Below are 18,282 nucleotides of genomic sequence, written 5' to 3' on the forward strand. Positions count from 1 at the left end.
AGCCGCCGCAGCGCCGGCGGCAGGGAGTACGACCGCCATGAGCAGTTCGATGGCCGACCGCGCCGTCTGTCACCGTCACCCCCGGCACGTCTGGATCGCCAGCTGCCCCGACTGCACCTCCTGGCACCTCGCCGGCCTGCGGGCCCGGCGCGGGGAGGACGCGGCGGCGGGCAGTCCCGTGCGGGCCGCCTGAGTCCTCCTGCCCCGACGCCCCTCCGGTCCCCGCGGCCGGAGGGGCGTCGTCGTCCCCGCCGCGCCCGGCGGCCCGGACCGCCCGGCTGGTTCACTGCTCGTTGAACGCTCGACGACCCGTTCCCACTGCAGGAGGACCGCCGTGCACCTGGGCATCGACAGCTTCGTGGCGGCGGTGACCGACCCCGCCACCGGCCGCGCCATCGGGCCGGAGGAGCGGATGGCCGACCTGCTGGAGGAGATCGAGACCGCCGACCGGGTGGGGCTGCACTCCTTCGGCATCGGCGAGCACCACCGTCCCGAGTACTACGACTCCGCCCCGCCGGTCATCCTCGCCGCCGCGGCCGCCCGCACCTCGCGGATCCGGCTGAACAGCGCGGTCACGGTGCTCTCGGCCGCCGACCCGGTCCGGGTCTTCCAGCAGTTCGCCACCCTGGACCTGATCAGCCGGGGCCGCATCGACCTCGTCGTGGGCCGCGGCTCGTTCACCGAGGCGTTCCCGCTGTTCGGCCTGTCGCTGGCCGACTACGACGAGCTCTTCGACGAGAAGCTCGACCTGCTGCTGCGGATCCGGGCCTCCGAGCGGGTGACCTGGTCCGGTCGGCACCGCCCGGCGCTCACCGGGCAGGGCGTCTACCCGCGGCCGCTGCAGGACCCGCTGCCGGTCTGGATCGGCGTGGGCGGCACCCCGACGTCCTTCGTCCGCGCCGGGCTGCTCGGCCTGCCGCTGATGGTCGCGATCATCGGTGGTCAGCCCCGGCAGTTCGCGCCCCTGATCGACCTCTACCGCCAGGCCGGGGAGCAGGCCGGGCACCCGCCGGAGCGGCTGCGGGTGGGCCTGCACGTGTTCGGCTTCGTCGCCAAGACCACGCAGGCCGCGGCCGACACGATCTACCCCGGCTGGCACGAGATGTTCACCAAGGTCTCCCGGGAGCGCGGCTTCCCCCCGCCCAGCCGCGCACAGTTCGACGCCACCAGCGGGCCCGACGGCGCCTTCTTCACCGGCGACCCCGGCACCGTGGCCGAGAAGCTGGTGCGCATCTCCGGGCAGCTCGGCGGTGTCGACCGGGTGTCGATCCAGATGACCAACCCGCGGCTGGCGCACGCCGACCTGCTGCGCGGCATCGAGCTGCTGGGCACCGAGGTGGCGCCCCGGGTGGCCGGCGCCTGAGCGCTCGCCCCGCCGCCGCGGGCCCGCCCGCGGCGGCGGGTGCGCAGTCGGTGCCGCGCGGCGCGGCGTGTCGGCGCGTGTCGCCGACCGCGACTGCGCACTCGCCGCCCCGGGGCCGGGTGACCGGACCGCTCAGGGCTCCCGGGGGAAGGGCGGGGCGTCGTCGGCCACCACCGCGCCCCGCTCGCCGCGCGGCCGCTCGGGCCCGACGGTCGAGTCGCGCTCGGTCTGCCGCTCGGCCTCGGCGTTCACCGTCGCGCCCAGGACGACCAGGAACACGGTGAGCCACAGCCACACCATGCTGATGGCGACGCCGGCCAGGGAGCCGTAGGTGGCCGTGTAGTCCCCGAGGCTCTGCACGTAGGCGAACAGGCCGGCCGACGTCGCCAGCCACAGGACCGTGGTGAGCACCGCGCCGCCGCTGATCCAGCGCCAGCGGGCCTGCCGCCGGTCGGGGCCGACCCGGTAGAGGACGGCGAGCACGAGGACCACGAGCGCTGCCAGGCCGGCCCAGGTCAGCACCGGCTCGAGGACGCGCACCGGTCCGGGTGCCGCGGCCAGCGCCGACGACAGCAGCGCGGCGCCGGCGATCACCCCGCCCAGCAGTGCCGCCCCGCCGAGCACCACGGCCAGCCCGAGCCCGCTGCGGCGGAGGAAGCCGCGGGTCTCCCGCTCGTCGTAGGCCAGGGTCAGCGCGTCGACGAGGTAGGTGGCGGCGGTCGTCGCCGTCCACAGCGCCGCCACCAGCCCGCTGATCCCGCGCCAGGTGAGCACCTGGCCCGACGCGGTGGTGATGCTGGTCAGCTGGTCGGCGACGAGGGGCTCGAGGTCGTCGGGCAGCACCGCGGCCATGTCCGACAGCTGGTCGAGGGCCTGCTCCGGGGTGTTGACCGCGCCGTAGATCGACAGCGCCGTCACCAGCACCGGGGCGATCGACAGCAGGGCGAAGAAGGCGACCGCCGAGACCTGCACCATCAGGCGCTCGCCGAACGCCTGCCGGGCGGCCCGGCCGAGGACGTGCCCCCACTCCCGGGGCGGGATGTGGTGCGGGGAGCGGGCGTCGGCGCCCGCGCGCTGCGCCGGGGCCCCGCCGCTCGCGTCAGCCATGCCCGGGAGTCTGCCCACTCCCGCCCCCCGACACGCCGCCCCGGACACACCGCCCGGGGATCCCCCGAGCCGCAGGACCAGGGACGGGTCCGGGCGTCTCCGGATACCCCGAGCACCCCGCTGCCGGGAGGCTCTGTGCCATGACATCGATCCCCACCACCCCCCGTCCCCAGCTGCGGCGCACCCGCACCGGCGCGATGCTCGGCGGCGTCAGCACCGGCCTGGCCGACTACACCGGCGTCGACGCGGTGATCTGGCGGGCCGCCTTCGTGGCCCTCACCCTCGCCGGCGGCGTCGGCCTGGTGCTCTACGCGGTGCTGTGGGTGCTCGCCCCGGCCGAGCCGCTGGCCCCGGGTGAGCAGCCCCGCCCGGTGGACCAGTGGGTCGACCGGCTCGCCGGCCGTTCCGACAGCGCGGCCTGAGCCGGGCGGCCCGGGCCGGCCGCTCAGCCGCCGGGGGGCACCAGCCGGGCCAGCTGCACCCGGGACCGCAGCCCGCGCTTGCGGTAGACGCTGGTCAGGTGGTGCTCCACGGTCTTCGGGCTGAGGAACAGCTCCGCGGCGATCTCCCGGTTGGACGCACCCCCCGCCGCCAGGACGGCGATCCGCGTCTCCTGCGGGGTGAGCGGCTCCTCCGGCAGCGGTCGCCGCGGCCGCGCGGTCCGCCCGGTGGCCGCGAGCTCCTCCTCCGCCCGCCGGGCCCAGTGCACCAGGTCCATCGCGGCGAAGGCGTCCGCGGCCGCGGCCAGCTCCTCCCGGGCGCGCGTGCGCCGCCCCGCCCGGCGCAGCCGCTCGCCGAACAGCAGCCGGGTGTGCGGGGTCTCGAAGGAGTCCGGCGCCACGGCGTGAGCGGCCAGCGCACGCTCGAACAGCGCCGCGGCCTCGTCGTCGTCGGGGCAGGCCAGGGCGCGGCAGCGGGCGACCAGCGCCGCGGTCGGCGGCAGCGGGGACCGCGACACCCGCTCGTACTCGGCGGCCAGCGCGGCGGCCTCGGCCTGCCGCCCCAGCCCCGCCCAGGCCTCGACGAGCACCGGGGCCACCCCGAGCGGCTCCCCGAGCGGGCCGGCCCCGCCGTCGGCGGTCAGCCGGGCCTCCAGCAGCCCGGCGGCCGTCGCCAGGTCACCGCGGCACAGGGCGCAGAAGGCCTCGTGGACCGGCAGGTGCGCCGCCACCGCCACGGTGCCGGCCCGGGTGACCAGGGCGCGGGCGCGCTGCAGGTGCGCCGCCGCCTCCTCGTGCCGGCCGCGCATCGCCGCCTCCGAGGCCAACAGCTCCAGGGCGGGCGCGGCGTCGGCGACGTACCCCAGCTGCTCGGCGAGCTCGACGGCCTCACCGGCGTCGGCGTAGGCGCCCGGGTGGTCCCCCAGCATCCAGGCGCGGCCGTGGGCGGTCATCGCCAGCACGCTCACCAGCACCCCGAGGGCGCCGAGGGCCCGGGCCTCCCGGAGGCGGCGCTCCACGACGGGGACGACGGCCAGCGGGTCGGCCAGCCAGCCCACCGCGAGGACGAGCAGCGGCAGCAGCCGGGGCTCGGCGCGCAGCTCCGGATCGGCCTCCATGCCCTCCAGCGCCTCCCGCAGCGGCGGCCGGCCGCGGTCGGGGTCACCGGCGTGCAGCGCGGCGATCCCGGTGACCCACGCCCCCAGCACCCGCTGCAGGGGGTCGCGCGCGTCGGCCGCGGCGATCCGCTGCGCCGTCGCCTGCATCCCGGCCACGTCGCCGAGCCGGTGCTGGACGACGGCGAGGTCGGTGAGCACCCAGGCCGCGGTGCGGCCCGTCGCCGGCTCGGCGGCGGCCTGCAGCAGGTCGCGGGCGGCGGGCACCGAGCCGGAGTCCTGCTCCACGCGGCCGAGCACGTGCAGCACCTCGGCGCGGGCCGCGGCCGGGGCGGGTGCGCGCAGCACCTCACCGGCCAGCGCGCGGGCGCGGGCGGTGTCCCCGCCCACGGCGGCGTCCCGGACGGCCGCGGCCAGCAGCTCCGCCGCCCGGCCGGCGTCGGCGGTGAGGGCGGCGGCCCGCTCCAGCGCGGCCGACGACGCGGCGTACCCGCGGCGGGCGCGGGCCCGACCGGCCACCTCCGCCAGCTGCGCGGCCAGCGCCTCGTCCGGCCCGGTGGTGGCCAGCGCCCGGTGCCAGGTGCCGACGACGTCGTCGCCGCTGCGGGCGGTCTCGGCCAGCAGCCGGTGGGCGCGGCGGCGGTCGGCGGGGGAGGCGCGGCGCCACACGAGGCTGCGCAGCAGCGGGTGCCGGAAGTCCAGGGCGTCACCGGCGCGGACGACGACGCCGCGTGCCTCGGCCTCGTCGAGGGCGGCCTCGGCGTCGACGCCGGCCCGGCCGAGGGCGGCGGCCACGGCACCGGCCCGGCCGTCGTAGGCGGCGGCGAGCAGCAGCACCGCCTGCTGCGCGCCGGGGGGCAGCGCGGCGACCTCCGGCTCCAGCGCGCCGGCCAGCGCCGGGCCGGCGGACAGCAGAGCCGGGAGGGGCTCGGTGCCCTCCCGCTGGGCCGGGCTGAGCGAGGCGGCGACCTCGAGCAGGGCGAGCGGGTTGCCGCCGAGGCGGTCGGCCAGCCGGCGGGCCACCGGCGCGGCGACCGTGCCGGCCAGCAGTGCCCGGGCCGCCTCGGGGCCGAGACCGGGCAGGCGCACGGTGTCGGCGCCGGTCGCGAGGTCCGTCCCCGGGCGGCAGGCGACGACGACGGCCACGCCCTCCCCGTGCAGCCGGCGCGCGGCGAACAGCACCGCGCCGGCCGACTCGCGGTCGGCCCACTGCAGGTCGTCGACGACCACCAGCACCGGACCGGTCCCCGCCGCGGCCGCCAGCAGCGACAGCGTGCCGGCCGCCACCAGGTGCCGGTCACCCGGGACGCCGGCCGGACCCCAGCCCAGCGCCGCCGCCAGCGCCGCGGCCTGGCCGGGCGGCACCTCGCCCAGCAGCGCGCGCAGCGGCGCGAGCAGCTCGCCCAGCACCGCGTGCGGCAGCGCCGCGTCCGACTCGATGCCGCGCGCGGTGAGCCGGGTGAACCCCCCGGCCCGGGCGGCGGTGGCCCGCAGCAGCGCCGTCTTGCCGACGCCGGCCTCGCCCTCGACGACGAGCAGCCCGGGGCGGCCGGCGCGGGCGCCGTCGAGGAGCCGGCCGACCCGGTCGAGCTCGGCCGCGCGGCCCAGCAGGTCGGGGGTTTCCCCCGACGCGACGGGGTGCCCGCCGGCCACACGCTCGTCCGGCAGGAGCCCCTCGGGAGGACGCCATGACCACGACACCGGACCGGAGCCTAACGCCGCTGGGAGTGCAGCTGAGGTGGTTGGCCTTCTGGCTCGGCGCCCCGCTGGACCCGCGGCTGCTGCCGCGGCGGTGGTCCCGGTGAGGGCCCCGGTGACCGCCCCGGCGGTCGACCACCTGACCCTGACGGTCACCGACCTCGACCGCAGCCAGCGCTTCTACTGCGAGGTCCTCGACCTCGTCCGGCTCGCCGACTTCGGCGACGTCCGCGTCCTGGTGCACCCGGCGAGCGGCTTCACGCTCTCGCTGGCCCGGCACGGCGACGGCGGCGGGCGCTTCGACGAGACCCGCACCGGCCTGGACCACCTCGGCCTCGTCGCCGCCTCGCGGGAGGAGCTGGCCGCCCGCGAGGCGCAGCTGGCGGCGATGGGGGCGACGTACACGCCGGTCCGGGAGACGGCCTTCGGCTGGCACCTGAACCTCCGCGACCCCGACGGCATCGCGCTGGAGTTCACCGTCCCCGACGCGCGCCTCAGCGAGGCCTACGCCGAGCTGCGCGACACCGCCCTGTCGCCGGAGGAGATCGAGGTGCGCGCGCGGGAGGTCCTGGCCGAGGCCGGCGTCAGCCCCTGAGGTGTCGGGCGAACCAGGTCTCGGTGCGCGCCCAGGTGTCGGCGGCCGCGGCCGGGTCGGGCCGGATGCGCAGCACGTTCCGCAGCAGCGGGCGCAGCGGCCGGGGGCCGACCGGGGCGTCGTGCAGGAACCCGTGGCCGACGCCGGGGTACTCGCGGACGTCGTGCGGGACGCCGAGCCTCGTCAGCACCGCCGTCAGCTCGGCGGCGGTGCCGCGCAGCCCCGGGTCGGCACCGCCGTAGCCGGCCACCACCGGGCAGGCGCCGAGCAGGGCGGTGTGCGGGTCCTCCGGCAGCCGGGCGTAGAAGACGGCGGCGGCGTCGAAGCCACGGGCGGCCACGTGCAGGGCCAGGCCGCCGCCGACGCTGGACCCCAGCACGCCGAGCCGGCCGGTGCACCCCGGCAGCGCGGCCAGGTGCGCGCGGGCGGCCTCGAGGTCGGCGAAGGGGCGGCCCTCGCCGGCGGCCACCGCCTTGAACGTCCGGACCAGGCTGCGGCGGGCGCCGCCGTCGCTGAACAGGTCGGGCACCAGCGCCAGGTAGCCGGCGTCGGCGAGCCGCTGCACCTGCCGGCGCATGACGCCGTCCACGCCGAAGGCCTCGTGCAGCAGCACCACCCCCGGCCACGGACCGGGCCCCCCGGGGACGCCGAGGACGCCGCGCAGCCGGGGTGTGCCGCCCGGCGCCGCGGGGATCTCGACGTCGCTGATCGCGGCGCGCTGCAGATCGGTCATCCGCCGATGCTGGCAGAGCGGCGCGCCGCTGCGCACCGGCTGCGCGCACGGAGGGCTTGGATCCGGCCGCGCCGTGTGAGGGGATGCCGGTACGCGCCCGGCGGCGGGCGCCGGACGGAGGTGCGCGGATGACACGGGCGATCGTCGTCGGCGGCGGGGTCGCCGGTCCGGTGGCGGCCATGGCGCTGCAGCGGGCGGGGATCGAGGCGTCGGTCCACGAGGCCCACCCGGCGCCGGCCGGGGACGTCGGCGCGTGGCTCGGCGTCCAGGTCAACGGGCTCGACGCGCTGCGGGCGGTCGGCGCCGAGGACGTCGTCCGCGACGCCGGCTTCCCCACCCCCGTCATCGAGTTCCGCAACGCCGCGGGCCGCGTCCTCGGCTCGGTGCCGACCGGCGCGCCCGGGCAGCCGCCCGGCGTCTCGCTGCGGCGCTCGGACCTCTACCGGGCCCTGCACGCCGAGGCGCTGCGCCGCGGGATCGAGGTCCGCTACGGCTCCCGGCTCACCGGCGTGCAGGACGCCGGCGCGGGCGTCACCGCGCGGTTCGCCGACGGCCGCACCGAGACCGCCGACCTGCTCATCGGCGCCGACGGCGTCCGCTCGACCGTGCGGACCCTGGTCGACCCCGGCTGCCCGCCGCCCCGCTTCGTCCCGGTGCTCAACACCGCCGGCTACTCCACGCACACCCCGGACGACGCCGAGGTGGGCCGGCTGACCATGGTCTTCGGCCGGCGCGGCTTCGCCGGCTACCTGGCCGCGCCGACCGGCGGCACCTGGTGGTTCGCCAACCCGCCGCTGACGCGCGAGCCCTCGCCCGAGGAGGTCGCCGGTACCTCCGACCTGCAGTGGCGGGCCCGGCTCTACGACCTGCACCGGCACGACCGGTCCCCGGTGGTGGCGCTGGTGGAGGCCACCCCCGGCCCGCTGCGCGGCTGGACGACGTACGACGTCCCGCGCGTGGGCCGCTGGCACCGGGGGCGCACGGTGCTGGTCGGGGACGCCGCGCACGCCACCTCGCCGGCCGCCGGGCAGGGCTCGTCGCTGGCGGTGGAGGACGCCGTCGTCCTGGCCCGCTGCCTGCGCGACCTGCCGGTCGGTGAGGCGCTGCGGGCGTTCGAGGAGCTGCGGCGGGCCCGCGCGGAGCGGGTCGTCGCGCAGGGCTTCGCCACCAGCAGCGCCAAGTCGCCGCCGGCCGTGGGCCGCCTCGTGCGCGACCTGGTGATGCCGCTGGTGCTGCGCCACCGCGACCCGACGGCGTGGATGCGCGCCCACGCCGTCGACTGGGACGCGCCCGCCGTGCCGGTACCTGCCTGACGCCGGCGCGTGTGGCGCGGCCCCCGGGCGGGAACGGCACCGCCGTCGGACGGCACGAGGAGGCGGTCGTGGGCGGAACGGATCCGGGCGCTCAGCCGGGCACCGAGGACGAGGGGTCGCACGCCAGCGTCGGGGAGGACCCGGCCCGGGCCGAGGGCGGCCGGACCGGCGGGGAGACGTCGGTCGACGAGGCGATGGGCAGCGAGGCCGAGCCGCCGGGCTGACCCGGGGGCGTCAGGTCCGCGGCTGCGCGCGGGGGAGGGCCAGCGCCGCGACCAGCCCGGCGGCCACGACCGCGGTGCTGGCGGCGAACGCCACCTGGTAGGACGCGACGTCGGTGAGCCAGCCGGCCACCAGCGGGCCGGCGACGGCACCGAGGTCGGCCGCCATCTGGAACACCGCGACGACGCGGCCGCCCCGCGCCGGGCTCACGTCGCCGACCAGCGCGGCCGGCACGCTGGCCAGCAGCGCGGCGGCCAGGCCGTAGGTCGCCATGGACAGCAGGAAGACGCCGGTCTGCGGGGGCAGCACGAGCAGCGCCAGCGCCGCGGTGCCGGTCGCCGTCCCCAGCACCAGGCTCGGCCGCCGTCCCCAGGTGTCGGCCAGCCGGCCCGACCGCAGCAGCGCCAGCGCCTGCGCCGCGGAGCCGGCCAGCAGGCCGGCGCCGGCCCAGGCCGCGCTGCGCCCCAGCTCCTCGGTCACGTACAGCGGCACCAGCGAGTTGCGGACGCCGAAGAGCACCCAGCCGATGCCGAGGTTGACCACCAGGGCCGCGACGTAGGCCCGCGAGCGGAGCGCGGTGCGCAGCGGCAGCGGCTCGACGGGTGGCTCGGTGGGGTCCTCGCGCGCGCCGGCCCCGACGACGTCCGGTGCCCGCAGCAGGACCAGCGCCACCGCGCCGGCGACGAGCAGGAACCCGGCGTAGAGGAGGAACGGCAGCCGGGGGGACAGGGTGGCCAGCAGGCCGCCGGCCGCGGGCCCGGCGATGCCGCCGAGGATGAACCCGCCCTGGTAGGTGGCCGCGGCGCGCCCCCGGTGCGTCGGCGGTGACACCCGCAGCAGCAGCGCCAGCGCGGCCACGGTGAACATCGCGCTGCCGATGCCGCCGGCCGAGCGCAGCGCGAGGAACGTGGGGAACGAGGTCGCCAGCCCGGCCAGGCCGGTCGTGACCGCGACCAGCACCAGCCCGGTGGCGAGCACCAGGCGCTCCCCGACGCGCTCGACCAGCGAGCCCCCGCCGAAGGCGGAGACGAACCGGAAGAACGCGAAGGCGCTCACCGCCAGGCCCACCGCCGTCGTCCCGACGCCGAAGGAGCGGGCGAACAGCGGGATGGCCGGGGCGACGATGCCGAAGCCGAGTGCGACGACGAACGCCACGACCGCCAGCACGCCGACCTCGCGGGGGAGCCCGCCGGACCCCCGTCGCAGCACGGGCTGGATGCTCGCAGGTCGCGCCGGGGGGTCGTCGACCGGACCCCCCGGGTACCGGGCCTGCGTGCCCACCCGCCGCCAGGTGCTGCTCGCCGCCGGCGCCGGCCTGCTCGCCGGGTGCGGTGCCCGGCAGCTGCCGGGGGACGGGGACGCGGCCCTCCTGACCGCGCGCCTCCCGGGCACCGGCGACGGGCCGGTCCCGGCCCCGGGGACCCGCGCCCTGGGCCTCGAGGAGACCCGGGACACCCTGCTGCACGTCCCGGCGGCGGGGGTCGGGGTGCCCGCGCCGCTGGTGGTCGTCCTGCACGGCGCGGGCGGGGACGCCGGGGCCGGGCTGGGGCTGCTGGAGGGGCCGGCCGGCGAGCACGGGCTCCTGCTCCTGGCGCCGGCCTCCCGCGGCCCGACCTGGGACGCCGTCGCCGGGGGCTACGGCCCCGACGTCGCCGTGCTCGACCGGGCGCTGGCCGCGGTCGCGCGCACCGTCCCGGTCGACCCCGCGCGGGTCGCCGTCGCCGGGTTCTCCGACGGCGGGTCCTACGCGCTGGGCCTCGGCCTGGCCAACGGGCGGCTGTTCCGGCACGTCGTGGCCTTCTCGCCGGGCTTCCTCCCGCCGGGCCCGCGCACCGGCCGGCCGCCGGTGTTCGTGTCCCACGGCACCGCCGACGGCGTGCTGCCGGTCGACCGGACCAGCCGGCGGGTCGTGCCCGCGCTGCGCGACGACGGGTACGACGTCACCTACCGGGAGTTCCACGGCGGCCACGTCGTCCCGCCCGAGGTGGCCCGGGAGGCCGCCGGCCTGCTCGACTGAGCGGCGGCGTCAGCCGACCTCCGCGGCGAGGGCGCGGATCGGGCCGGACCACGCCCCGGGGGTGGTCCACACGAAGCTGTGCGCCCCCGGCATCGGGGCGAACCGGCCGTCGCGGGCGAGGCCGGCCAGCGCGCGGGCCCACTCCTCGGTGCAGATCCGGTCCTCGCGGCCGTGCAGCACCAGCACCGGGACCGGCACCCGGGGGACGGCGTCCTCGAGGCGGTCGGCCAGGTGGGCCCGCAGGGCGTGCACGATGCGCCGCGTGCCGGCGCGCTGCCGCTCGGGCCGGTGGGCCTCGTCGAGGTCGGGGGGCTCCAGCCGGTGGTTGCGGTACCAGGCGCGCAGCACGCCGCCGAGGCTGCGGTACCGCGGGTCGACCGTCGGGCCGGCCAGCACCAGCCCCCGCACGCCGGGCGGGTGCCGCAGCGCGGCGCGGGCGGCGACCTGCGTGCCGCCGGAGTGCCCGGCCAGCACCACCCGCTCCAGCCCCGCGGCCGCGAGCCAGGCGACCACCGCGTCGCCGAACTCGACGACGTCGAGCTCGTGCGGCGGCTCCCCGCTGCCGGAGAAGCCGGGCAGCTCGACGAGGTGGGCGCGGGTCCAGGTCCCCAGCGCCCGCAGTCCCGGGACGAGGTAGTCGGACACGCCGATGCCCTGGACGACGGCGACCTCGGCGACGCCGGCGCGGGGCCGGCCCACCGAGCGGCTGTGCACCCGCCCGTACGGCGTCTCCCGGTCGGCCGGGACGAGGTCGGTGGACAGCGGGCACCTCCAGCGGCCGGGCGGTGCGGCACCAGGGCCAGTGTGGCCGCGCCGGCTCCGGGGTGCGCGCCGTCCGGGTGGCTGGTTGGCTCGCCGCACGCGGCCGGAGCAGGTCGGCCGCCCGGGACGCTGACGGGAGACGACGTGGCCACGACCATCGCAGGGATGTCCAAGCAGACGGCGGCGCGGGCGCTGGGAGCCGCCGGCGTGGCGTTCGGGGCGCTCAGCGTCCTCGCCCCGCGCGCGGTCGCGGCCGGCTACGGCGTCCCCCCGACACCGCAGGGGCTGCAGCTGCAGCGCCTGTTCGGCAGCCGCGCGCTGGCCGTCTCGGCCACCGCGCTGACCGCCCGCACCCCCGAGGAGGTCGACCGCAACCTGGCCCTGGTCGCCGCGGCGAACCTCCTCGACGTGGTCACCGCGCTCGCGGCGGCCGCCGGATCGGGCCGGACCACCACCGTGCGGGCGGTGGCCAGCTCGGCGGTCTACGGCGCGGCGGCCCTGGCGGTCCGCGCGATGCGGGACTGACGGCGGACGAGCGGCGCACCGGCGAGCAGCTCCCGGGCAAGCCGCTGCCCGACGTCGTCGCCCCGGACCTCGACGTCCTCTTCTGCGGGATCAACCCCTCGCTGCTCTCGGCCGCCCGCGGTCACCACTTCGCGCGGCCGGGCAACCGGTTCTGGCCGGCGCTGCACCTGGCCGGGCTCACCCCGCGCCGGCTGGCGCCGGAGGAGGACCGGGAGCTCCTGCGCCACGGCCTGGGGGTGACCAACCTGGTGCACCGGCCCACCCGGACGGCGGCCGAGCTCACACCGGAGGAGCTGCGCGACGGCGCCGCGGCGCTCACCGACCTCGTGACCCGCCACCGGCCGCGCGCCGTGGCGGTGCTGGGCATCACGGCCTGGCGGCCGGCCACCGGCTCCCCGCGCGCCGGGTGGGGCCGGCAGGACGTCTCGATCGGCGGCGCGCAGACGTGGGTGCTGCCGAACCCCAGCGGGCTCAACGCGCACTTCCAGCTGCCCGACCTCGCCCGCCTCTACGCCGGCCTGCGCCGCTGAGGCAGCCGGCGGGCGCCGGCCTGCGCCTCCTGCGCCAGCCGCCCGACCAGCGCCACCGCACCGCCGAGGTCGAGCCCCGCGCCCTCGGCCTGCCCGGCGACCAGCTCGTCGTCGGGCAGCGCCTCCTCGGTGGCCGCCACGTAGCGCTGCCCGTCCAGCGGGTCCATCCGCAGCGGGTCGTAGCCGACCAGCCGGGCGTTGGCCTGCACGGCGCCCAGCAGCACCGCGGCGGTGTGCGGCTCCCCGGCCGCGGTGGCCGTGCCGACGGCGGCCAGCAGCCCGGCGAGGGTGCCGGTGGCGTCGCCCTCGCGGTGGGTCAGCTCGAGCATCTGCCACAGGTCGGCCAGCGCCTCGGCCGGCCGCCCGGCGTCGGTGAGCACCTTGGCGCGGATCCACAGCACCGACGAGTGCGCCCACGAGTGGCCCAGGTCGACGGCCAGCCGCTCGGCTCGGGCCAGGTGGTCCAGCGCGCCGTCGACGTCCCCGGCGGCGCGGGAGAACTGGCCGAGCGTCATGGCGATCTCGACCTGCACCCACTCGATGCCCGACGCCTGGGCCAGCTCCAGGCCGCGGGCGATGTCCTGCGGCGTCTGCCCGTCGGGGTCGGGCTGGCCGATCAGCGCCCGCACGAAGCCGCGCAGGACCAGCGCCAGCGCCAGCACGCCGTCGGACTCGTCGACGGCGGAGGTGACGATCTCGTTGGTCCGCGCCCAGATCGAGGGGACGTCACCGGAGAGGTAGGCCAGCAGCGCGTCACCGAGCAGCGCGCCGCTGCGCACCTGCGGCGGTGCGTCCGGGGTGGCCTCCAGCGCGGCGGCCAGCCAGCGGCGGCCCTCGGCGACGTGCCCGCGCCGGTACCACCACCACGACAGCGCCGAGCCGATGCGCAGCGCGAGCTCGCCCTGGCCGGTGGCCAGCGCGTGCCCCAGGGCGGCGCGCAGCGCGGGCTGCTCGGCGTCGAGCCGGCGGGCGCTGGCGGTCCACTCCGGACGGCGCAGGGTGGGCTCGAGCCGCTCGGTGAGCTGCACGGCGAAGCCGGTCAGCCGGTCGCGCAGCCGCCGCGCCTGCGCCTCGTCGAGACCCTGCTCGGCGTACTGCCGCAGCGTCTCCAGCATCCGGTAGCGGCCGGCGCGGTGGTCGAGCTCGACCAGGGACTTGGCCACCAGCACCCGCAGCAGCTCCAGCGCGCCGCCGTCGACCTCCGGGCCGGCGACGGCCTCGACCAGGTCGGGGCCGAAGGTGCCCGGCAGCACCGCCACGGCGCGGTAGACCGCCAGCTCCGGCGGGGAGAGCAGGTCCACGCTCCACTGCACCGTGGTCGCCAGGGTGCGCTGGTGGGGCACGGCGGTGCGCCAGCCGCCCGACAGCAGCGCGAAGCGGTCGTCGACCCGGCCGGCCACCTCCGCCAGCGGCAGGGTGGTCAGGCAGGCGGCGGCCAGCTCCACGGCCAGCGGCAGCCCGTCGAGGGCGGCCACCAGCTCGCGGACCTGCGCCAGGTCCTGCTCCGACGGGTCGGCCAGGTGCGGCGCGGCCAGCCGGGCGCGGTCGAGGAACAGCCGCTCGGCGTCGCTGCCGGGGGCGCCGGCCGGCATCGGCCCGCAGGGCAGCACCGCCTCGCCGGGCAGGCCCAGCGGCTCCCGGGAGGTGGCCAGCACCCGCAGCTCCGGACAGCGCGGCAGCAGCTCGGCGCAGGCGGCCGCGGCCGCCTCGACCACGTGCTCGCAGTTGTCCAGGAGCAGCAGCAGCGGTCGGTCGGCCACGGCGGTGGCGACGGCGCCCAGCGGGTCGCCGCCGGCGAGGGTGACGCCGAGGACGGTGGCCACCTGCGCGGCGACCAGGTCGGGGTCGGTGACGCCGGCCAGCTCGACCAGCGCGGCCGGCGGGGCACCGTCCGGGCGCCGCCGGGCGGCCTCCAGCGCCAGCCGGGTCTTGCCGCTGCCGCCGGGCCCGACCAGCGTGACCAGCCGCGGCCCGGCCAGCGCGGCGGCGACCTGGGCGAGCTCGCGCTCGCGGCCGACGAAGGCGGTCAGCGGCACCGGCAGCGGGCGGCCCAGCCGGACGGCGGGCCGCTCGGCCGCGGACGCCGCGGGCGCGGCGGGTGCGGCGGGCGCGGGACGGGGCGCGCCGGCCGCGGCCAGCGCCGGGTCCTGGCGCAGGATCTGGCCGTACAGCGCCTGCAGCGGCCGGCCGGGATCGACGCCGAGGCCGTCGGCGAGCAGCCGCCGGCCCTCCTCGTAGACCTCCAGCGCCTCCGCCTGCCGGCCGCACCGGTACAGCGCCAGCATCAGCGAGGCGCGCAGCCCCTCGCGCAGCGGCTCGGCGCGCAGCAGCTCGCGGACGTCGTCGACGATCTCGGCGTGCCGGCCCAGCCGCAGGTCCAGCTCGGCGGCGAGCTCGCGGGCGGCCAGCCGCAGCTGCTCGAGCCGCTCGGACTCCTCGACGGCGAAGGTCGCCGACACGTCGGCGTAGGCCGGGCCGCGCCACAGCGCCAGTCCCTCGCTGACCGACTCGCGCGCCCGCTCGACGTCGCCGCGCGCGGCCAGGTCGCGGGCGGCGCGCAGCAGTTGCACGAACCGGACGGCGTCGACGTCCTCGGGGGCGACCTCGAGCCGGTAGCCGGGCTCGCGGGTGACCAGCAGGGTCCACCGGCCGCCGGTGACGTCGGGCTCGAGCTCGCGGCGCAGCCGGGACACGATCGACTGCAGCGTCGCCGACACCGCCGCGGGCGGCTGCCCGCTCCACACGCGGTCGACGAGCAGGTCGACGGGGACGGTGCGGCCCGGGTCGACGAGCAGCGCGGCCAGGACGGCGCGGTGCTTGGGGGACTGGGGCGCGAGGAGGGTGCCGTCGCGCCGGACCTCCACGGGTCCCAGCACGCGGAACGAGGTGCCGGTCATCGCGCGGCAGCCTAGGAACCGGAACCGGTCCGTGGTGGTGTAGCCGCTCCATCGAGTCCGGTCCGTGACCTGCCGGGCGGGCGGCTGACCTGGCGCCCAAGCGCCCGGCAAGGGCGCACCAAGGACGGCGGCCGACCCTCGCGCTGCACCGTCGCCGCGCACCTGGGAGAACCCCCGTGACCTCCGCACCCGTCCTGTCCGCCGTCCTCCCGCCCGACCTGTCGGCCGCGCTGCGGTCCCGGCTCTCGCCCGCGGCGGAGGTCCGCGAGGGGACGGTGGTCCAGGTGGCCGAGGCCGCCGACGTCGTCGCGGCGGTGCGGCTGGCCGGCCGGCACGGCGTCGGGCTCGCCGTCCGCGGCCCCGGGCGCGGGACGGGACGGGCGCGGCGGCTGCTGGTCGACCCCGATCGCCTGTCGGAGGTGACCGTGTCCTCCTCCGGCTGGGCCCGGGTGGGGGCCGGCGTGCGCTGGCGCGACCTGGCCGGGGAGGCGGGCCGGCGCGGCCTGACCCCGCTGACCGGCGGGTCGGCGGCCGAGCGGGTCGCCGACACCGTGACCGGGGGCGGCGTCGGCCCGCTGGCGCGCACCTACGGCCTGGCCGGCGACCGGGTGCGGGCGGTGGAGCTGGTCACCGGCGACGGCGCGCTGCGGCGGGTCACGCCGGCCGAGGAGCCCGAGCTGTTCTGGGGCGTGCGCGGCGGTGGCGCGGCACTGGGTGTGGTGACCGCCGTGGAGCTGGACCTGCTGGCCGCCGGCCCCCGCTACGGCGGGCAGCTGCGCTGGGCGGCGGCCGACGCGCAGCGGGTGCTCGACGCCTGGCGGGCGTGGACGCCGACGCTGCCGGCCCAGGCCGGCACCTCGCTGCTGCTGACCCGGCCGCGCTCCGGCGAGTGCGGCGTGACGGTGCGCTTCGCGTGGGCCGGGGACACCGAGGACGGCGTCGAGGTCCTCGACGGGCTGCTCGGCCCCCTGGCGGCCACCGCGCGCCCGCTGGACTCCGAGATCGCGCCCCGCGGGCCGGCCGGGCTGGCCACCCGGGAGCAGGAGCCGGGGATCGGGTCCTCGCTGCTGCCCGACCGGGTCCCCGACGACGCCGCCGCGGCGCTCCTGCGGGCCGTGCGCGGTGCCCGGCCGCGCACGCTGGAGCTGCGGCTGCTCGGCGGCGCGCTGGGCTGGGTGCCCGAGCGGGCCAGCGCCGTCTGCCACCGCGACGCCCGGCTGGCGGTGCGGCTGGTCGGCGCCACCGGCGCGGAGGACCGCGCCGCCACCCGGGCGGCCGCGGCGGAGCTGGCCGCCGCGTTCGGCGCCGACCTCGCCGGCCGCCCCCCGGCGCACGGGTTCGCCGCGGTGCCCGACGTGCTGGCGCGCACCCCCACGCCGTCCGCGCGCGACCGGCTGGCGGCCCTGGCGGCCACCGCCGACCCGCACCGCATCCTCGAGGGCGCCGCCGGCGGCGACCGCCGCGGGGACTGAGGCCGGCCGGTCTCGGCCGGCCCCGCGCGGGGCTCACCCCGCCGACCCCACCCCGCCGACCCCACCCCGCGGTGCCCGACCTCACCCTGCAGCGCGAGGTCGGGCACCGGGCGGCGAGTCCGGCGGTGGCGCCTCGTCAGCCGGCGGTCGCGTGCACCGCGTCGGGGGAGGGCTCGGCCTGGAAGTCGGCCTGCCACAGGTCGGGGCCGAAGACCTCGTACTGCACGTCGCGCGGGGACACGCCCCGGTCGACGAGCGCGCTGCGCACGGCCCGCATGAACGGCAGCGGACCGCACAGGTAGTACACGGCGTCCTCGGGGAGGTCGACCGCGTCGAGGTCCATGACGCCGGCGTGGACGCCGTCGACCGGCAGGGTCCCGGTGGCCCCGCGCTCGTACCACACGTGGATCCGCGCGCCGGACAGCCGCCGGACGTCGCCGAGCACCTGCTCGCGCAGCGCGAAGGACTCCTCGTCGACGTCGGCGTGCAGCAGCGTGATCGGCAGGTGCGAGCCGGCGGCGGTCAGGTGGGAGAGCATCCCGGCCATCGGCGTGACGCCGATGCCGGCGCTGGCGAACACCACCGGGCGGCCGGAGTCGTCGAGGACGACGTCGCCGAAGGGCAGCGACATCGTCAGCCGGTCACCGACGCCGACCCGGTCGCAGAGGTGGTTGGAGACCTCGCCGTCGGGCCTGCCGTCGCCGCGGACCCGCTTGACCGAGAACTGGCGGTGCTCGCCGTCGTCGGCCCGGGTGAGGCTGTACTGCCGCGGCTGGCGCACGCCGTCGGGCATCGGCACCTGCACCGTCACGTACTGGCCGGGCAGCGAGGTCTTGACCAGCCGGTCGTCGACCCGCCGGACCCGGAAGGTGACGACCTCGGGGGTCTCCTGGACCTTCTCGGCGACCTCCCACTCGCGCCAGACCGTCTCCGGGCGCACCCCGCGGGCGCTGTACAGGCCGCGCTCCTGGTTGATCAGCGCGTAGGCCATCAGCCAGTAGACCTCGTCCCAGGCGGCGGCGACCTCCGGCGTCACCGCGTCGCCGAGGACGTCGGCGATGGCCCAGAACAGGTGCTCGTGGACGACGTCGTACTGCGCGGGCGTGATGCCGAGCGAGGCGTGCTTGTGCGCGATGCGCGACAGCAGCCGCTCGGGCAGCTGCTCGGGTGTCTGCACGAGCGTGCTGGCGAAGACGGCGACCGACCCGGCGAGGGCGACCTGCTGCTCGCCGGTGGCCTGGTTCCCGCGGTTGAAGACGCCGTCGAACAGCTCGGGGTGGGCGCCGAACAGGTGCGCGTAGAAGCGCTGGGCGATCTCGCCGACGTGCTCGGCGACCACCGGCAGCGTCGCCTCGATGACGGGTCGGGAACGGTCGGACAGCATCGGTCCTCCTCGGACGGTCGACGGACGCGGCCCCCGACCCTGCCAGGAGGGACTGCGCACGGCGACTGCTGGGGTACCGGTACGACTCTGGCCGTCCGTTGTGATCGTC

The 18,282-nt window shown here is 78.7% G+C and carries 17 protein-coding genes; 10 read left to right on the top strand and 7 right to left on the bottom strand.

The features are described 5' to 3' along the window. Positions 1-37 precede the first annotated feature (37 nt). Together CHC04_RS24060 and CHC04_RS08705 are read left to right on the top strand one after the other, a co-directional pair. The gene (locus CHC04_RS24060; protein WP_176449906.1) at positions 38-193 is read left to right on the top strand and encodes a hypothetical protein; all 156 of its coding nucleotides are present in this window, start codon (positions 38-40) and stop codon (positions 191-193) included. Between the two features lie 141 nt (positions 194-334). Beyond that, on the top strand, positions 335-1,363 hold the full coding sequence (locus tag CHC04_RS08705; protein WP_089403537.1) for an LLM class flavin-dependent oxidoreductase: 1,029 nt from the start codon (positions 335-337) through the stop codon (positions 1,361-1,363). A gap of 132 nt (positions 1,364-1,495) precedes the next feature. Here the strand turns inward: CHC04_RS08705 and CHC04_RS08710 are convergent, their stop codons facing one another. Beyond that, positions 1,496-2,470 carry a YihY/virulence factor BrkB family protein gene (locus CHC04_RS08710; protein ID WP_089403538.1) on the bottom strand — a complete coding sequence of 325 codons (975 nt, stop codon included), beginning with the start codon at positions 2,468-2,470 and terminating at the stop codon, positions 1,496-1,498. 140 nt (positions 2,471-2,610) lie between these two features. On the opposite strand from CHC04_RS08710, the gene CHC04_RS08715 reads away from it, so the two are divergent. Continuing rightward, positions 2,611-2,892 carry a PspC domain-containing protein gene (locus CHC04_RS08715; RefSeq protein ID WP_089403539.1) on the top strand — a complete coding sequence of 94 codons (282 nt, stop codon included), beginning with the start codon at positions 2,611-2,613 and terminating at the stop codon, positions 2,890-2,892. A gap of 23 nt (positions 2,893-2,915) precedes the next feature. Here the strand turns inward: CHC04_RS08715 and CHC04_RS08720 are convergent, their stop codons facing one another. Then, on the bottom strand, positions 2,916-5,678 hold the full coding sequence (locus CHC04_RS08720; protein WP_141233743.1) for an AAA family ATPase: 2,763 nt from the start codon (positions 5,676-5,678) through the stop codon (positions 2,916-2,918). A gap of 160 nt (positions 5,679-5,838) precedes the next feature. Between CHC04_RS08720 and CHC04_RS08725 the strand changes: the two genes are divergently transcribed. Continuing rightward, positions 5,839-6,318 carry a VOC family protein gene (locus CHC04_RS08725; RefSeq protein WP_176449907.1) on the top strand — a complete coding sequence of 160 codons (480 nt, stop codon included), beginning with the start codon at positions 5,839-5,841 and terminating at the stop codon, positions 6,316-6,318. Here the strand turns inward: CHC04_RS08725 and CHC04_RS08730 are convergent. Next, positions 6,308-7,051, bottom strand: a complete 744-nt coding sequence (locus CHC04_RS08730) for a dienelactone hydrolase family protein (protein WP_089403541.1) — start codon at positions 7,049-7,051, stop codon at positions 6,308-6,310. The genes CHC04_RS08725 and CHC04_RS08730 overlap by 11 nt on opposite strands. A 128-nt stretch (positions 7,052-7,179) precedes the next feature. Here CHC04_RS08730 and CHC04_RS08735 point away from each other — a divergent pair, with 128 nt between their 5' ends. Continuing rightward, positions 7,180-8,364, top strand: coding sequence for an FAD-dependent oxidoreductase (locus tag CHC04_RS08735; RefSeq protein WP_089403542.1), 1,185 nt, complete (start codon positions 7,180-7,182; stop codon positions 8,362-8,364). 68 nt (positions 8,365-8,432) lie between these two features. After that, positions 8,433-8,588: a hypothetical protein gene (locus tag CHC04_RS24065; protein ID WP_176449908.1), complete on the top strand. Its 156-nt coding sequence runs from the start codon at positions 8,433-8,435 to the stop codon at positions 8,586-8,588. Positions 8,589-8,598: 10 nt separating this feature from the next. Here CHC04_RS24065 and CHC04_RS08745 read toward each other — a convergent pair whose 3' ends face one another. Then, positions 8,599-9,795, bottom strand: a complete 1,197-nt coding sequence (locus tag CHC04_RS08745) for an MFS transporter (RefSeq protein ID WP_089403544.1) — start codon at positions 9,793-9,795, stop codon at positions 8,599-8,601. A 64-nt stretch (positions 9,796-9,859) separates the two neighbouring features. On the opposite strand from CHC04_RS08745, the gene CHC04_RS08750 reads away from it, so the two are divergent. Then, positions 9,860-10,603, top strand: a complete 744-nt coding sequence (locus CHC04_RS08750; RefSeq protein ID WP_089403545.1) for an alpha/beta hydrolase — start codon at positions 9,860-9,862, stop codon at positions 10,601-10,603. A gap of 9 nt (positions 10,604-10,612) precedes the next feature. On the opposite strand, the gene CHC04_RS08755 is transcribed toward CHC04_RS08750, so the two are convergent. Next, on the bottom strand, positions 10,613-11,302 hold the full coding sequence (locus CHC04_RS08755) for an alpha/beta fold hydrolase (RefSeq protein WP_245817077.1): 690 nt from the start codon (positions 11,300-11,302) through the stop codon (positions 10,613-10,615). Positions 11,303-11,509: 207 nt separating this feature from the next. Between CHC04_RS08755 and CHC04_RS24070 the strand changes: the two genes are divergently transcribed. After that, on the top strand, positions 11,510-11,890 hold the full coding sequence (locus CHC04_RS24070; RefSeq protein ID WP_176449891.1) for a hypothetical protein: 381 nt from the start codon (positions 11,510-11,512) through the stop codon (positions 11,888-11,890). A 101-nt stretch (positions 11,891-11,991) separates the two neighbouring features. Next, positions 11,992-12,420: a mismatch-specific DNA-glycosylase gene (locus tag CHC04_RS08760; protein ID WP_245817120.1), complete on the top strand. Its 429-nt coding sequence runs from the start codon at positions 11,992-11,994 to the stop codon at positions 12,418-12,420. On the opposite strand, the gene CHC04_RS08765 is transcribed toward CHC04_RS08760, so the two are convergent. Next, on the bottom strand, positions 12,399-15,317 hold the full coding sequence (locus tag CHC04_RS08765) for an AfsR/SARP family transcriptional regulator (protein ID WP_089403546.1): 2,919 nt from the start codon (positions 15,315-15,317) through the stop codon (positions 12,399-12,401). The genes CHC04_RS08760 and CHC04_RS08765 overlap by 22 nt on opposite strands. Positions 15,318-15,493: 176 nt before the next feature. Between CHC04_RS08765 and CHC04_RS08770 the strand changes: the two genes are divergently transcribed. Beyond that, complete coding sequence (locus CHC04_RS08770; protein ID WP_176449909.1) at positions 15,494-16,789, top strand: FAD-binding oxidoreductase; 1,296 nt, start codon at positions 15,494-15,496, stop codon at positions 16,787-16,789. A 136-nt stretch (positions 16,790-16,925) separates the two neighbouring features. Here the strand turns inward: CHC04_RS08770 and CHC04_RS08775 are convergent, their stop codons facing one another. Continuing rightward, positions 16,926-18,173, bottom strand: a complete 1,248-nt coding sequence (locus CHC04_RS08775) for a globin domain-containing protein (RefSeq protein WP_089403548.1) — start codon at positions 18,171-18,173, stop codon at positions 16,926-16,928. Between the last annotated feature and the right edge of the window lie 109 nt (positions 18,174-18,282).

Origin of the sequence: Geodermatophilus saharensis (genome assembly GCF_900188205.1) — a bacterium.
Taxonomy (GTDB): Bacteria; Actinomycetota; Actinomycetes; order Mycobacteriales; family Geodermatophilaceae; genus Geodermatophilus; species Geodermatophilus saharensis.

Excerpts from the sequence above, each read along its gene's own strand:
- CHC04_RS08715 (WP_089403539.1), top strand. The coding sequence starts at position 2,611 with ATGACATCGATCCCCACCACCCCCCGTCCCCAGCTGCGGCGCACCCGC.
- CHC04_RS08765 (WP_089403546.1), bottom strand. The coding sequence starts at position 15,317 with ATGACCGGCACCTCGTTCCGCGTGCTGGGACCCGTGGAGGTCCGGCGC.
- CHC04_RS08710 (WP_089403538.1), bottom strand. The coding sequence starts at position 2,470 with ATGGCTGACGCGAGCGGCGGGGCCCCGGCGCAGCGCGCGGGCGCCGAC.
- CHC04_RS08775 (WP_089403548.1), bottom strand. The coding sequence starts at position 18,173 with ATGCTGTCCGACCGTTCCCGACCCGTCATCGAGGCGACGCTGCCGGTG.
- CHC04_RS08730 (WP_089403541.1), bottom strand. The coding sequence starts at position 7,051 with ATGACCGATCTGCAGCGCGCCGCGATCAGCGACGTCGAGATCCCCGCG.
- CHC04_RS24060 (WP_176449906.1), top strand. The coding sequence starts at position 38 with ATGAGCAGTTCGATGGCCGACCGCGCCGTCTGTCACCGTCACCCCCGG.
- CHC04_RS08735 (WP_089403542.1), top strand. The coding sequence starts at position 7,180 with ATGACACGGGCGATCGTCGTCGGCGGCGGGGTCGCCGGTCCGGTGGCG.